General features: G+C 66.3%; 13 protein-coding genes. 8 read left to right on the plus strand and 5 right to left on the minus strand.

Annotated features, from left to right (window positions below; translation table 11 throughout):
• Positions 1–130: 130 nt before the first annotated feature.
• The 4 genes from BLT71_RS09215 to BLT71_RS09230 all read left to right on the plus strand — a co-directional run bounded on the left by BLT71_RS09215 (position 131) and on the right by BLT71_RS09230 (position 2,673).
• Complete coding sequence (locus BLT71_RS09215; protein ID WP_015936751.1) at positions 131–607, plus strand: FHA domain-containing protein; 477 nt, start codon at positions 131–133, stop codon at positions 605–607.
• A gap of 23 nt (positions 608–630) precedes the next feature.
• Complete coding sequence (ftsR, locus tag BLT71_RS09220; RefSeq protein ID WP_015936752.1) at positions 631–1,347, plus strand: transcriptional regulator FtsR; 717 nt, start codon at positions 631–633, stop codon at positions 1,345–1,347.
• The gene (locus BLT71_RS09225; RefSeq protein WP_015936753.1) at positions 1,347–1,850 is read left to right on the plus strand and encodes a bifunctional nuclease family protein; all 504 of its coding nucleotides are present in this window, start codon (positions 1,347–1,349) and stop codon (positions 1,848–1,850) included. The genes ftsR and BLT71_RS09225 overlap by 1 nt, the downstream gene beginning before the upstream one ends.
• A gap of 229 nt (positions 1,851–2,079) precedes the next feature.
• A complete protein-coding gene (locus tag BLT71_RS09230) occupies positions 2,080–2,673 on the plus strand; it encodes a MerR family transcriptional regulator (RefSeq protein ID WP_091719445.1) in 594 nt (197 codons plus the stop codon).
• 71 nt (positions 2,674–2,744) lie between these two features.
• Here the strand turns inward: BLT71_RS09230 and BLT71_RS09235 are convergent, their stop codons facing one another.
• Positions 2,745–3,563, minus strand: coding sequence for a ParA family protein (locus BLT71_RS09235; RefSeq protein WP_091719447.1), 819 nt, complete (start codon positions 3,561–3,563; stop codon positions 2,745–2,747).
• Between the two features lie 301 nt (positions 3,564–3,864).
• Between BLT71_RS09235 and BLT71_RS09240 the strand changes: the two genes are divergently transcribed.
• The gene (locus tag BLT71_RS09240) at positions 3,865–7,263 is read left to right on the plus strand and encodes a pyruvate carboxylase (RefSeq protein WP_091719449.1); all 3,399 of its coding nucleotides are present in this window, start codon (positions 3,865–3,867) and stop codon (positions 7,261–7,263) included.
• Positions 7,264–7,348: 85 nt separating this feature from the next.
• Here the strand turns inward: BLT71_RS09240 and BLT71_RS09245 are convergent, their stop codons facing one another.
• Positions 7,349–9,157 carry an AMP-dependent synthetase/ligase gene (locus BLT71_RS09245; protein WP_091719451.1) on the minus strand — a complete coding sequence of 603 codons (1,809 nt, stop codon included), beginning with the start codon at positions 9,155–9,157 and terminating at the stop codon, positions 7,349–7,351.
• A 305-nt stretch (positions 9,158–9,462) separates the two neighbouring features.
• Between BLT71_RS09245 and BLT71_RS09250 the strand changes: the two genes are divergently transcribed.
• Positions 9,463–10,431: an ROK family glucokinase gene (locus tag BLT71_RS09250; RefSeq protein ID WP_091719453.1), complete on the plus strand. Its 969-nt coding sequence runs from the start codon at positions 9,463–9,465 to the stop codon at positions 10,429–10,431.
• 4 nt (positions 10,432–10,435) lie between these two features.
• Here BLT71_RS09250 and BLT71_RS09255 read toward each other — a convergent pair whose 3' ends face one another.
• Genes BLT71_RS09255 through BLT71_RS09265 form a run of 3 tightly spaced genes read right to left on the minus strand, consistent with a single transcriptional unit; the run spans position 10,436 to position 12,565 of the window.
• Positions 10,436–10,978: a hypothetical protein gene (locus BLT71_RS09255; protein ID WP_091719455.1), complete on the minus strand. Its 543-nt coding sequence runs from the start codon at positions 10,976–10,978 to the stop codon at positions 10,436–10,438.
• The gene (locus BLT71_RS09260; RefSeq protein ID WP_091719457.1) at positions 10,965–11,780 is read right to left on the minus strand and encodes an alpha/beta hydrolase; all 816 of its coding nucleotides are present in this window, start codon (positions 11,778–11,780) and stop codon (positions 10,965–10,967) included. Before BLT71_RS09260 ends, BLT71_RS09255 begins: the two co-directional genes overlap by 14 nt.
• Positions 11,777–12,565: an alpha/beta hydrolase gene (locus BLT71_RS09265; protein ID WP_091719459.1), complete on the minus strand. Its 789-nt coding sequence runs from the start codon at positions 12,563–12,565 to the stop codon at positions 11,777–11,779. Before BLT71_RS09265 ends, BLT71_RS09260 begins: the two co-directional genes overlap by 4 nt.
• Before the next feature lie 112 nt (positions 12,566–12,677).
• On the opposite strand from BLT71_RS09265, the gene BLT71_RS09270 reads away from it, so the two are divergent.
• Together BLT71_RS09270 and BLT71_RS09275 are read left to right on the plus strand one after the other, a co-directional pair.
• On the plus strand, positions 12,678–13,445 hold the full coding sequence (locus BLT71_RS09270) for a lysophospholipid acyltransferase family protein (RefSeq protein ID WP_091719461.1): 768 nt from the start codon (positions 12,678–12,680) through the stop codon (positions 13,443–13,445).
• Between the two features lie 109 nt (positions 13,446–13,554).
• Positions 13,555–14,949 (plus strand): class II 3-deoxy-7-phosphoheptulonate synthase, encoded by a 1,395-nt coding sequence (locus BLT71_RS09275; protein WP_091719463.1) that lies wholly within the window; start codon positions 13,555–13,557, stop codon positions 14,947–14,949.
• Positions 14,950–15,000: the final 51 nt, after the last annotated feature.

Here is a 15,000-nt window from a genome sequence, read left to right on the forward strand (position 1 = left end):
GCCTCGCAGGCACGAACGTCTTCGCACGTCAACGGCCGGATGCGGAGCCGGAACCGGACCTGCCGGGACGGTCCGGCGGGCAAACGTTGGCTGCAGCCCTGACGGGCGGCAGCGGGAAGAGGAGGAATCCATGGCTGGCCACACACAGAACCCTGCCGATGGGGAATACGGCACGGGTGCGGCTAAGGCGTCGGAGACCACCTCGATCCATCTCACCCCCATCCGGGATGAGCCCACCATCGCACCCAAGCTCTCCCTCGAGGAGCGCAACTCCGTCGAGGCCCTGCCTGCGGGTTCGGCGCTGCTCGTAGCCCACAGCGGACCAAACGCCGGAGCGCGCTTCCTGCTCGACTCGGACGTTACGACGGCGGGCCGCCACCCTGACGCTGACATCTTCCTCGACGACGTCACAGTTTCCCGCCGCCACGTCGAATTCCGGCGCACGGCACGCAGCTTTGAAGTGGTGGACCGGAACAGCCTGAACGGCACGTACGTCAACCACGACCGCGTGGACGCAGTGGAGCTCAAGTCGGGCAGCGAAGTCCAGATTGGCAAGTTCCGCCTTACCTTCTACCTGAGCCCTGCCACAGCTGCAGGCCGCGGCTGATCCGGGGACCGCTGCCTGTGGCAATGGCACAACCCGAACGCCGGGGACCCCAGGTCCTGAACATTGGCGAGGTACTCGCCCAGCTCAGTGCCGACTTCCCGGGCATGACAGCGTCGAAGATCCGGTTCCTTGAGGAAAAGGGCCTGATCAACCCCCGGCGCACTCCGGCCGGTTACCGGCAGTACTCCGACGGCGACGTCGAACGCCTCCGGTTCGTCCTTGCCTTGCAGCGGGACCAGTACCTCCCCCTGAAGGTCATCAAGGACTACCTTGATGCCATTGACAGGGGAGAGCGTCCGGAAAACCTGCCGCCCGGCGTCGTGGTTTCACCGCGGATCGTGTCCGACGAACTCGCTGCCGAACTTCAGAACCATGGCCGCAAGCTCACCGAAGAGCAGCTGCGGACGGAATCCGGCGCCAGCGTCCCGCTCCTGAAGTCCCTCCTGGACTTCGGCCTCATCAGCCACACCAATGGCCGGTTCGACGAACATGCCCTCCAGGTTGCGCGTGCCTGCGTCCAACTCGAGGGCCATGGACTTGAGCCACGCCACCTCCGTCCCTTCCAGGCGGCTGCAGAACGGGAGTTCGGCCTCGTGGAACGCGCGGTGGCACCCCTGGCGTCCCGCAAGGACTCCGCATCCCAGGCGCGTGCAGCTGAGGCAGCCCGCGAAATCAGCGACCTCTGCCTCACCCTGCACCGTGCTTTGGTGCAGGACCACATCTCACGCATGGACATCTGATGATTGAAGTCGAGATTGTTGGCGTTCGGATCGAACTGCCGTCCAACCAGCCACTGGTGCTGCTCCGCGAGATGCACGGGGAGCGCCACGTCCCCATCTGGATCGGAACGCCGGAGGCCAGCGCCATCGCCCTGGCCCAGCAGGGCGTGGTTCCGCCCCGGCCCATGACACACGACCTCCTGGTTGACGTCGTGGAATCGCTGGGCCACTCGGTGGTCAGCGTGAACATTGTTGCCGTGGAGGACAACATCTTCTACGGGCAGTTGCAGTTCGAGAACGGCACCACTGTCAGTTCGCGGGCCTCTGACGCCCTCGCTATTGCCCTGCGGGCGAAGTGCCGCATCTGGTGCGCAGACTCGGTGATGGACGAGGCCGGAGTCCGCATCACCGAGCACGACGAAGGCGAGGACACGGAGCCGAACCCCACTGTGGACGAGGAGCGCGAGCTGCGCAGATTCCGTGAATTCCTCGATGACGTGGAGCCGGAAGATTTCGACGGCTAGGTCACGTTAAGGTTAAAGTTGAGGCTGAAAGTTTCGACACGCCCCCTCAAAGCGCCAACGTCTTTGACCTTGCGACCCTCCGGGCCTAACGTCGAAGTATCAAGTTCCCATTGCTTACGGCAGCCGCGCAAGTCACACTGGAAAGTGCGCCCCGCGAGAATTACATGCATGGTCTTCATGCCCACGCTGCTGCAGTTGTTCCCGGGAGCGTACGACAAGGAGGATCCAGGTGAGTCCTAAAGGTGAAGCAGGCGGGCTGAAGCAGCCCACGGCCGGTGCCACCGTGCCCGTAAGCGGTGCCCAGGGCCTCCTCTTTACCGAAGACCTCCCTGTCCTGGACGAGGACGCCGGCTACCGCGGTCCCACCGCATGCAAGGCGGCCGGGATCACTTACCGGCAGCTCGATTACTGGGCCAGGACCGGACTGGTGGAGCCCGCCGTACGCGGCGCGGCCGGGTCCGGCTCGCAGCGCCTCTACGGATTCCGCGACATCCTGGTCCTCAAGGTGGTCAAGCGGCTCCTCGATACCGGGGTCTCCCTCCAGCAGATCCGCACCGCCGTGGAGCACCTGCGTGAACGCGGCGTGGAAGACCTCGCCCAGATCACCCTGATGAGTGACGGCGCCAGCGTTTACGAATGCACCTCCGCCGATGAGGTCATTGATCTCGTACAGGGCGGCCAGGGCGTCTTCGGCATCGCGGTTGGCCGGGTATGGCGCGAGGTGGAGGGCAGCCTGGCATCACTGCCCAGCGAGCACGCTGCCGAGCAGACTTTCCCTGACGATGAGCTCAGCAAGCGGCGGGCGGCTCGAAAGATCAGCTGACCTGCAGACCAACAAACAGGGGCCGCACTCCTCCCGGAGGAGTGCGGCCCCTGTTCGTTTAAGGTTCGTCCCTAGCGCGCGCGGCTTCGGAGGCCGCTGCCCGCAGCCATCAGGTTGGCCAGCAGCTCATCGAACAGGGCGGCGGCGGATTTGGCGGAGTCGCCCGGCCAGTGGTGCACCGGATGCGCTGCGCCCTGGATCTGCTGCCAGTTGGCCTGCTCGGGGATCCGCGGGCTCAGCAGCAGCTCGCCAAACATCGACTCCATCTCAGCCAGCCGGTAGGTGTGCTCGGAGGAGCCGCTCCGCACCCGGTTGGCGACGATGCCGGCCGGTGAAAGGTTGGGGGCGAACTCCTGCTTGAAGAGCTGGATGGCGCGCATGGTGCGCTCCGTGCCCGCCACCGAGAAGAGCCCGGGTTCGGCCACAAGTGCCACCTTGTCGCTGGCGGACCACGCCATCCGGGTAAGGCCGTTGAGCGACGGCGGGCAGTCGATCAGCACCAGCTGATAGTTGCCTGCACCGGCCAGGACCGCGGTGAGCCGGCGAAGGTCGCGGCGGCCAAGGTCCGGACGGTCGTAGATCCCCGTATAGGCGGAGCCGACGGCGACGTCCAGGACAGCGGGGCCGGAACCGTTTGAGTGGGCGCGGGCGCTCCAGTTGCTCCGCACTACGTTCTCGGCGAGCTTGGCACGGCGGGGGCTCTTGAGCATCCGTCCGATATCAAGCTGCTCGCCGGGCTGCACGCCCAGGGCCGTGGTTGCGTCCGCGTGGGGATCAAGGTCCACCACAAGGGTCTTGATTCCCGCGGCCAGCGCCGCAGACGCCAATCCTGTGGTGACGGAAGTCTTGCCGACTCCACCCTTAAGGCTGCTGATGCTGACTACTTGCACTTGAGAGACCAAAACCTAACGCCGGATGCCGTGTTGGGGGTAATGTTTGCTCCGGCGGAACCGAAGCCGGACGGTCCTGCCGCCCTACTCATCATATGTGGATGCCGCGGTGAATCCTGCTTTATGGGCGCCCGGCATGGCACTGGCGGTGCAGGCGGGTCATATCAGGACGGCCCGGCACAAACCGATCAGGACATGACGGGGAAATCTGTGATGGCTGACACAAAGATTTGTGTTTGTCCTTGTGGGTCCTAGACACTGTGACCACTCACCGATCCACCCGCAATGATGCAGGAGAAGTATGTTTTCCAAAGTTCTGGTGGCCAACCGCGGCGAAATCGCGATCAGGGCCTTCCGCGCCGGCTACGAGCTGGGCGCCAAGACCGTTGCCGTCTTTCCCCATGAGGACCGAAACTCGATCCACCGGCAGAAAGCGGACGAGGCGTACCTGATTGGCGAAGAAGGGCATCCCGTCCGGGCATACCTGGACGTCGCCGAGGTGGTGCGGGTGGCCAAGGAGTCCGGCGCTGACGCCATCTACCCCGGGTACGGCTTCCTCTCGGAAAACCCGGACCTGGCCCGCGCAGCCAAGGAAGCCGGCATCACGTTCGTGGGTCCGCCGGCCGAAGTCCTGGAACTTGCCGGAAACAAGGTGGCGGCACTGAAGGCGGCCCGCGCGGCCGGCGTGCCGGTACTGAAGTCCAGTGAGCCGTCCAAGGACCTGGACGAACTGCTTGCCGCCGCCGATGAGATCGGCTTCCCCATCTTTGCGAAGGCAGTGGCTGGCGGTGGCGGCCGTGGCATGCGGCGGGTGGACACCCGTGAAGCGCTTCCCGAGGCCCTCAAATCGGCCATGCGCGAGGCGGACGCCGCCTTCGGCGATCCCACCATGTTCCTGGAGCAGGCCGTCCTGCGGCCCCGCCACATCGAGGTGCAGATCCTCGCTGACGCTGAGGGCAACGTCATGCACCTCTTCGAGCGCGACTGTTCCATCCAGCGGCGGCACCAGAAGGTCATCGAGATCGCCCCTGCGCCGAACCTGGACGAAAACATCCGCCAGGCCCTGTACCGTGACGCCGTCAAATTCGCGCAGGCGCTGAACTACGTCAACGCCGGCACCGTCGAGTTCCTGGTGGACACAGAAGGCGAGCGGGCCGGCCAGCACGTCTTCATTGAAATGAACCCGCGCATCCAGGTGGAGCACACGGTCACCGAGGAAGTCACGGACGTGGACCTGGTCCAGGCCCAGATGCGCATCGCCTCCGGCGAAACCCTGGCCGACCTGGGACTCTCCCAGGAGACCGTCCACCTCAAGGGCGCTGCCCTGCAGAGCCGCATCACCACCGAGGACCCGTCCAACGGTTTTCGGCCCGACGTCGGAAAGATCACCGGCTACCGCTCCGCAGGCGGTGCCGGCGTACGGCTCGACGGCGGAACCGTGTACTCCGGCGCCGAGATCAGCCCGCACTTCGACTCCTTGCTGGTCAAGCTCACCTGCCGCGGCCGGGACTACCCCGCCGCCGTGGCCCGCGCCCGCCGGTCCCTTGCCGAGTTCCGCATCCGCGGCGTTTCCACCAACATCCCCTTCCTTCAGGCCGTGCTGGACGACCCCGACTTCATCGCCGGCGACGTCGCCACCAACTTCATCGACCAGCGCCCCGAGCTGCTCAAGGCACGGGTGTCCGCTGACCGCGGCACCAAGCTGCTGACATGGCTGGCCGACGTCACAGTCAACAAGCCCAACGGCGAACTGACCGTCCACTCGGACCCGGCGGCGAAGCTGCCGTCGGTGAAGGGCCAGCAGGCGGCGCCGGGTTCCCGCCAGAAACTGCGTGAGCTCGGGCCGGAAGGCTTCGCCAAGGCGCTGCGCGAGCAAACCGCTGTTGCCGTCACGGACACCACCTTCCGCGATGCCCACCAGTCGCTGCTCGCCACCCGGGTCCGCACCCGCGACCTCGTGGCTGCCGGACCGGCAGTCAGCGCCCTGATGCCGGAACTGCTGTCCGTTGAAGCCTGGGGCGGGGCAACCTATGACGTAGCCCTCCGCTTCCTCGGCGAAGACCCGTGGGACCGCCTCGCAGCGCTTCGCGAGGCCCTGCCGAATGTCTGCATCCAGATGCTCCTCCGCGGCCGCAACACCGTCGGTTACACCCCGTATCCCGAGGAGGTCACCGAAGCCTTCGTCAACGAGGCAGCGGCCACCGGCATCGACATCTTCCGGATCTTCGACGCCCTGAACGATGTCAATCAGATGGCCCCCGCCATCCGTGCAGTCCGCGCAACCGGAACAGCCGTCGCCGAAGTGGCCCTCTGCTACACGGGCGACCTGCTGGACCCGGCGGAGAAGCTGTACACGCTGGACTACTACCTCGAACTGGCCCAGAAGATCGTCGACGCCGGCGCCCACATCCTGGCGATCAAGGACATGGCCGGCCTGCTGCGGCCCGCCGCGGCCGCCAAGCTGGTGGCCGCGCTCCGCGAACGCTTCGACCTTCCCGTCCACCTGCACACCCACGACACGGCGGGCGGCCAGCTGGCGACCCTGCTCGCTGCCGTGGATGCCGGCGTGGACGCCGTGGACGTGGCTTCGGCCTCCCTGGCCGGCACCACCAGCCAGGTATCGGCATCGGCACTGGTGGCAGCACTGGCGCACACGCCCCGCGAGACAGGTCTCAGCCTGGACGCCGTCAGCTCCCTGGAACCGTACTGGGAAGCAGTCCGCCGGGTGTACGCACCCTTCGAATCGGGCCTGCCGGGCCCCACCGGCCGGGTGTACAAGCACGAGATTCCCGGTGGCCAGCTTTCCAACCTCCGCCAGCAGGCCATTGCGCTGGGCCTGGGGGAGCGGTTCGAAGCCATCGAGGACATGTACACGGCAGCCGACCGGATCCTGGGCCACCTGGTCAAGGTCACCCCGTCCTCCAAGGTGGTGGGCGACCTCGCCCTGCACCTGGTGGGCCTCAACGCCGATCCTGCGGACTTCAATGAGAACCCGCAGAACTACGACATCCCCGATTCTGTGATCGGGTTCCTGTCCGGCGAACTCGGCGACCCTCCCGGAGGATGGCCTGAGCCCTTCCGCACCAAGGCACTCCAGGGACGCAGCATCAAGGTCCGCGACGCCGAGCTCAGCGCCGAGGACAGCGCCGCGCTCAAGTCCGATTCCAAGACGCGCCAGCACACGCTGAACCGGCTGCTCTTCGACGGTCCCACCAAGGACTACCTGAAGAGCGTGGAGACCTACGGCAACATCTCCGTCCTCGACACCCGCGACTACCTCTACGGTTTCCAGCGCGGGGCCGAGCACGAAATCGAACTGGAACGCGGTGTCCGGCTGATCGCTTCCCTGGAAGCCGTCTCCGAACCCGACGAAAAGGGCATGCGTACTGTCATGTGCACGCTGAACGGCCAGTCCCGGCCGGTGGTGGTGCGTGACCGTTCGGTGGTCAGCAACGTCAAGGCCGCCGAGAAGGCGGACCCGGCACAGCCCGGCCACGTTGCCGCTCCGTTCGCAGGCGCGGTCACGATCACCGTGAAGGCCGGTGACACCGTGAACCCCGGCGATACCGTTGCCACCATCGAGGCGATGAAGATGGAAGCATCCATTACGACGCCGGTGGGCGGCAAGGTGGGCAGGCTCGCCATCTCCGCGGTGGAGCAGGTGCAGGGCGGGGACCTGCTCCTGGTTGTGGAGCAGTAGCCCGGTCCAGCAGTTAAGGCAATGAAAAGGTCCTCCCGGCAGCAGCCGGGAGGACCTTTTCGTTGTTAGTGCAGCAGTGCTTGGGTCAGGAGCGGGGCGCCGAGTACATCTCCTCGATGATGGTCTCGAAGTCCTTCATCACTTGTGCCCGCTTTACCTTCATGGACGGCGTCAGGTGTCCGGACGCCTCGGTGAAGTCGGCCGGAACGATCCTGAACGACTTGATGGCCTCGGCCTGGGACACAGACCCGTTGGCGGCGGTGATCAGGTCCTGCACCGCTGCCTTGACCACAGGATTGTCCGCTGCCTCCTCAAGGGAGGTGCCGGCCGGAAGTCCGTGCCGCTGGAGCCAGCCCGGCAGCGCCTCCTGGTCAAGGGTGACCAGGGCGCCGATGAACGGGCGGTTGTCACCCACAACCAGGACCTGCGAGACCAGGGCGTCGGCCCGGATCTGGTCCTCCAGCAGGGCGGGGATGACGTTCTTGCCGCCGGCCGTCACGATGATCTCCTTCTTGCGGCCGGTGATCCAGACAAAGCCCTCCTCGTCGAGCCGGCCGATGTCCCCGGTACGGAACCAGCCGTCGTCGAACGTGTCCGCGGTGAGGTCATCGCGCTTGTAGTAGCCGCGCATTACGCAGACGCCCTGGGTGAGGATTTCGCCGTCCTCAGCGATCTTTACGGCGTTGCCGGGCAGCGGCTTGCCTACGGAGCCGATCTTGATCCGGGACGGGGTGTTGACCGAGATGGGGGCTGTGGTTTCGGTCAGGCCGTAGCCCTCGAGTACCTGCATGCCGATGCCCTGGAAGAAGTGGCCCAGGCGTTCGCCGAGCGGGCCGCCGCCGGACACGGCGTGGGCCACGTGGCCGCCCATCGCGGCGCGCAGCTTGCCGTACACCAGCTTGTCGAACAGCGCATGGCGGAGCTTGAGGCCCAGTCCGATGCGGCCTTCCTGGCGTGCTTTGGAGTACGCGATGGCGGTATCGGCGGCCCGGTGGAAGATGGCGCCCTTTCCGCCGTCCTCTGCCTTGGTCATGGCCGAGTTGTAGACCTTCTCGAAAACCCGTGGCACGGCCAGGATGAACGTGGGCTCGTAGCTCTGCAGGTCCGCGAGCAGGTTCTTGATGTCCGGCGTGTGCGCCACCGTGGTCCCGGCAGCCATGGCCAGGACGGAAATGAACCGTGCGAAGACGTGTGCCAGCGGAAGGAACATGATGGTCTTGGCGTCCTCGTGGACGATTTCGCCGATGATGGCCAGGGCGTTGTCCGAGAGCTCCACGAAGTTCCCGTGCGTCAGTTCGCAACCCTTGGGCCGCCCGGTGGTGCCGGACGTGTAGATGATGGTGGCGGTGTCAGCGAGGCCGGCAGCACTCCGCCGCGACTCGAGTTCGTCGTCGCTGACGCCGCGCCCGGCGTCGCGGAGTGCATCCAGGCCGTTGCCTTCAAGCTGCCAGACGTGCTGCAAGTCGGTGAGGCCTTCGGCGTTAACGGCCTGCAGGATGATGTTTTCGTGGTGAGCGGATTCGCCGAATGCGGCAACGGCTCCGGAATCGCCGAGGTTCCAGGCCACCTGGGACGGGGACGAAGTTTCATAGATCGGAACCGAGATGGCGCCCGCAAACCAAATGGCGAAGTCCACCAGGGACCATTCGTAGCGGGTCCGGGACATGATTCCCACCCGGTCGCCGGCGCCCACGCCACTGGCCATCAGGCCCTTCGCGAGGGCATTGACGTCGGCCAGGAAGTCGGTGGCGGACACGTTCTGCCAGGAGCCTGATGCGTCACGGCGGGAAAACAGTGCCGGGTTGCTGGCCTTCTTTGCCTGCCGCAGCAGCAGGTCGGTGATGTTGGTCTCCGGTGGAACAACAACAAGGGGCGGAACACTGAATTGGCGCACTATAGCTCCTTTGATATCCGTCGTCCCGCAGGGGGCATGCCACAAGCCTAGTATGCCGCCGCAGGACAGTGCTGTATCTAAAGTTACTGGCCAGTAACTTAGCAGTCAATGCGGGAGGGGCGGGTCCGGAGCCAGCGTGCCCCGGCTCCGGAGGTGCGGCCGCGAGCCTAGAATTGGGGACTATGTACGCACCGCCCTCCGGCGACCAGGCCGGCCACCTCCGTCGATCCGCGCCGTGGAAGCGGCGGTCCGCCCCGTACCGCGCCACTTCAGGGCATGGAAAAGGTTCCCGGGGGCGGGTGCGCATGGGCCGCCGCGGACTGGCGATCGGCATCGACATCGGCGGCACCAAGGTGGCTGCAGGTGTGGTGGATGAGGAAGGCCGGATCCTCAGCGAAGCCCGCCGCAGCACGCCCGGGACTGATCCCCGGGCTGTGGAACGGGTCATCGTGGAACTGGTCGAAGAGCTCGGCAGCGGGCGGCGGATCCGGTCGGTGGGCATTGGGGCCGCCGGCTGGATGGACCTCGACGGCGGCACCGTCCTTTTCAGCCCCCATCTCGCCTGGCGGAACGAGCCCCTGCGCGCCAACCTCCAGCAGCTCCTGCGGCGCCCGGTGCTGCTTGCCAACGATGCCGACGCCGCCGCGTGGGCCGAGTGGCGGTTTGGCGCCGGGCAAGGGGAAAGCCGCCTGGTATGCATCACCCTCGGCACCGGAATCGGTGGGGCCATGGTGATGGACGGCCGGGTGGAACGGGGCCGCTTCGGCGTGGCCGGCGAGTTCGGCCACCAGGTCATCATGCCCGGAGGCCACCGCTGCGAATGCGGCAACCGCGGATGTTGGGAACAGTATGCCTCCGGCAACGCCCTCGGCCGCGAAGCGAGGATCCTTGCCAGCAGCAACTCGCCCATGGCCCAGGACCTTCTGGCTGCCGTCGGTGGCCGCGCGGAGACCATTACCGGTGCCATCGTCACCGAACTCGCCCTGGCCGGAGATACGGCATCGCGCGAACTGATCGAAGAGGTGGGGGAGTGGCTCGGCCTGGGGCTTGCCAACCTGGCTGCCGCCCTCGACCCGGGACTGTTCGTCATCGGCGGAGGACTGTGTTCAGCAGGCGATCTCCTGGTGGAGCCCGCCAGGAAGGCATTTGCCAGGAACCTGACCGGCCGTGGCTTCCGGCCCGCCGCCGGTATCCAGTTGGCCCACCTGGGGCCCAACGCCGGCCTCATCGGTGCCGCCGACCTCTCCCGCGTCAGCAGCAGGGTCCGCAGCTGACCGCTCAGACCCGGGCGCCGTCGTCGTCCTCGTCCTTCTCCTGCGGGAGCTTCATGATGAGGTACACCGTGCCGGCAACAAATGCAGCAACAATGCCCCATATGGCCAACACGGGCGCGGCCCGCCAGAACATCGCGGAAAGCAGCAGCGCAACGGGCCCGCCCACTGCGGCCAGCCAGGCCAGCATGGTCAGGGGGTCTGTCCCGGAAAGGCTGGGGGGCTCTTCCGGCACGAAGTCGCCTCCCTCATCCTCAACGCCGTAGTCGCGCGGGCCGGCCGGAGGCGCCTCCGGCGTTTCGTCATCCCCGGACCCTCCGCGTTGGCTGTCCCCGCGCTCGGCAGCCGAACGTTCCACGGGTGCGGCACCGGACAGATTGAGCGGATCAAAATCGCGGAAGGACGCCGGCCCGGCCGGTTTGGCAACAGAATCCGGCAGGTTGCGCTCCGGCGGCGGTGTGTCAGCCTCCAGCCGAGCCACCAGGTCGAGCCAGACGGCGTCGTCCTGGTTGGCACCCTGGTCCGCGGATCCGGAATCAGGCCTGTTCATTTCCGGCCTCCCCGGACCCCGGTACGGGAGCCGGCACGCCGGGCGCCAACGCAGCAAGCGTTGCCCGGATGAAGTCCACCGAACCCTGGAATATCTGTTCGGCGTCGTTGTCCATGGTGGCCACGTGGTAGCTGTTCTCCAGACGGACCAGCTCCAGAGGCGCATGGGTCAGGCCACGGCGCAGGACGGAAATACTGCTGTCCGACACCACATGGTCCACGGCAGACCGGTAGACCTGGACCGGTGCCGTGATGCGGGGGAGCAGCCTGGCGGTGTCCTTGAACATCTTGTTCAGTTCGTGTGCAGCGGCGACGGGAGTGCGCGGATAGGCACCTTCATCAATGCCCGCCTTCAGGATGTCGTTGGCGATGGCCGGGGTGCTCTTCATGACCAGTTTCAGGATCCCTGCCAACGGAGCGCGGGGGTCATCAATCACCAGCCCGGGGTTCACCAGGACCACGCCGGCCACCGGCCGCGTGGCGGCGACCCGCAGCGCAAGGGCGCCGCCCATGCTCAGCCCGGCAGCGAAAACGTGCTCGCATTCGGCATCCAGTTCCAGGAACGCATCATCCAGGGCGCCGTGCCATTGTTGCCACCGCGTGCGCGACAGGTCCTGCCAGCTGGTGCCATGGCCCGGCAGGAGCGGCATCCGCACCGCGAAGCCGGCCCCGGCAAGCGCCTGCGCCCAGCTGCGCAGGCTGTGCGGGCTGCCCGTGAACCCATGGGACAGCACTACACCGGCGCGTGGCCCGGTGCCGCTGGTGGCACTGCTGAAGGGACTGTGGTCCGGGCCGGCAGTCATGGGGTCTCCGAAGGGCTGGATTGGCGGGCGTGGTCACGGAAGAACTCGCTGGACCGGGCGAAGATTTCCGGCGCGTCAACGTCCAGCGTAGCCACGTGTCCGCTGCCCGCAAGTTCAACCACCTCCGTCACCCTGTCGCGCAGCCGTGCCCTCAGCAGTTCCAGGGAGGTGGGCGGTACCACCTCATCGGTCACGGATTTGAAGACCTGCACCGGTGCCGTGACCGCAGGCAGTTCCCGGAGTGTTGCGTTGAACAGCTTCTTGAGCTCGTGCACTGCCGCCAGGGGCGTCCTCGAGTAGTCGCCGTCTTCAGTGGCGGGCGCCGTTGAATGTTCCTCCGGAATGGGAATGGTGGTGCGATGGAAGAACTTCAGCAGCCCGATCACCCGGACGCGCCGGTCATAAAAACTCAGGCCGGGGTTGACGATGCTCACGCCGGCAGTCTTATGCCTGGCGGCGGTCAGCAGGGCCACTGCACCGCCCATGGACAGGCCTGCTACGAAGCAGGTGGAGGTCCTGGCGGAGAGATCGAGGTAGGCCGCCTCGAAACTGCCGAACCAGTCGCGCCACCCCGTCTGGGCGAGTTCCCGCCAGTGCGTTCCATGGCCGGGCAGCAGGGGGACGGTCACCGCGTAGCCCTGGGCTGCGAGATGCTCCGCCCACGGCAGCACGCTGAGCGGGCTGCCCGTGAAGCCGTGGCAAATGGCGATGCCGATGTCCGCATTGGGGCCATGGCCGGGATAACTGAACGCGACGGGGCGGGGCGGTGTGCTGCTTTCAGTCATGCCTACATCGTGTCACTGTTCCGGATAAATCTCACTAGAGTAGGGTTGCATCTGAACTGCTGAAACAGGCCCGGAGCGGAGCCTGGGGCCGACCTTCCGAGAGGTTCACCGCGTGTTTTATTGGGTCATGAAGAGGATTTTCCTCGGTCCTGTTCTGAAGCTTCTTTTCCGCCCCTGGGTCAAGGGCCTGGACAACATTCCGGCCGAGGGCGCGGCGATCATCGCCTCGAACCACCTGTCGTTTTCCGACTCGATCTTCATGCCACTGATGGTCCGCCGCCCGGTGGTCTTCCTGGCCAAGTCCGAATACTTCACCGGCACCGGAATCAAGGGCCGCGCGACAGCGCTCTTCTTCCGGCTCACCAACCAGTTGCCCATGGACAGGTCCGGCGGCGCAGCCTCTGCTGCCTCCCTCAGCGCCGGCATGGACGTACTGACCAGCGGCGGCCTGCTGGGGATCTACCCGGAAGGGACCAGGAGCCCCGATTCCAAGCTGTACCGGGGCAAGGTGGGTGTCGCCAGGCTGGCCCTCCAGGCAGGGGTCCCCGTCATCCCCGTGGCGATGATCGGCACTGACAAGGTGCAACCCATCGGAAAACGGCTCCCCAACATCCGGCGGATCGGAATGATTTTCGGTGAACCGCTCGACTTCAGCAGCTACCAGGACCAGGCCGAGGACCGTGGCACCCAGCGGACGGTGGCGGACCGCATCATGCTGGAACTGCAGCGGCTGTCCGGGCAGGAATACGTGGACGAATACGCTGCCGTGGTGAAGCTGCGCCTGGCCGGCAAGCCCGGCGAGCCGGCCGCCGCAGCGGAGCCCCTGGCGTCGCCGCCGACTGGCGGAGACGACTCCGGCGGGGAGCCGGCGACACACTGACCGGGTGCCCGGCGGAGGGGTGTCCCGGCGCCGCCCATCCGTTGTGACGCAAGGGCCGGGAACCGTGACGGCACGGTGTCCAGCCGTCCTGCGCGGACGCTAGTCTTAGATGGTGACTCAGCTATCTGCAAACCCAGCCTTTCCCCTGTCCGGCAACTCCCAAAGCGGCGCCGCCACCTATCCCGGACTTGACGACTGGCGCGGGCTGCCCATCTCGCAGCAGCCCAGCTGGCAGGACACGGAGGTGTTCGATGCCTCCGTGAAGGAGCTTTCGGTGCTCCCGCCACTGGTTTTCGCCGGCGAAGTGGATGTCCTCCGGGAGCGCCTGGCCGCAGCAGCGCAAGGCAAGGCATTCCTCCTGCAGGGCGGCGACTGCGCGGAGACCTTCGAGGCAGCCACGGCAGACAAGATCAGCGCCCGCGTCAAGACCATTCTCCAGATGGCGGTGGTGCTCACCTACGGCGCGGCCATGCCCGTGATCAAAATGGGCCGGATGGCAGGACAGTTCGCCAAGCCCCGTTCCTCCAACGACGAAACCCGGGACGGCGTGACCCTTCCGGCCTACCGGGGCGACATCGTCAACGGATACGAATTCACCCCCGAATCCCGCGGACACGACGCGTCCCGGATGCTGCGGGCCTACCACACCTCCGCTTCCACGCTGAACCTCATCCGGGCCTTTACACAGGGCGGTTTCGCCGACCTCCGGTCCGTCCACCAGTGGAACAAGGGCTTCACCGAGAACCCCGCGCACGCCCGCTACGAATCACTGGCGCGCGACATCGACCGCGCCATCAAGTTCATGGACTCCTGCGGCGCGGACTTCGAGGCCCTCAAACGAGTGGAATTCTTCGCCAGCCACGAAGCGCTGCTGCTTGATTACGAACGCGCACTGACCCGGATCGACTCGCGGACCGGCTTCCCCTACGACACGTCGGCCCACTTCCTGTGGATCGGGGAGCGGACCCGCGAACTCGACCACGCCCACGTCGATTTCCTGTCGCGGGTGCGCAACCCCATCGGCGTGAAGCTCGGCCCGTCCACCACCGGCGACGACGCCCTGCGGCTCATCGACAAGCTGGACCCGGAACGCGAACCGGGCCGCCTGACCTTCATCACCCGCATGGGAGCCGGCAACATCCGTGAAAAGCTGCCCGCCGTCGTCGAAAAGGTCACGGCGTCCGGCGCCCAGGTCCTGTGGGTCACCGACCCCATGCACGGCAACACGGTCACCTCACCTAACGGGTACAAGACCCGCAACTTCGACGACGTCATCGACGAAGTGCGCGGCTTCTTCGAGGTGCACCACGCACTGGGCACGGTACCGGGCGGCCTGCACGCCGAGATGACCGGCGACGACGTTGCGGAGTGCCTGGGCGGCGCGGACCCGATCGACCAGGACGCGTTCCTGGACCGCTACGAGTCTGTCTGCGATCCCCGCCTGAACCACATGCAGTCACTCGAAATGGCCTTCCTGGTGGCCGGGGCACTCGCCAAGAACTGACCGGAACACCCGTCGCAGCGCGTTCTCCGCGCTGCGACGGCGGTGTGGGCA

The organism is Pseudarthrobacter equi (genome assembly GCF_900105535.1).
GTDB lineage: Bacteria > Actinomycetota > Actinomycetes > Actinomycetales > Micrococcaceae > Arthrobacter > Arthrobacter equi.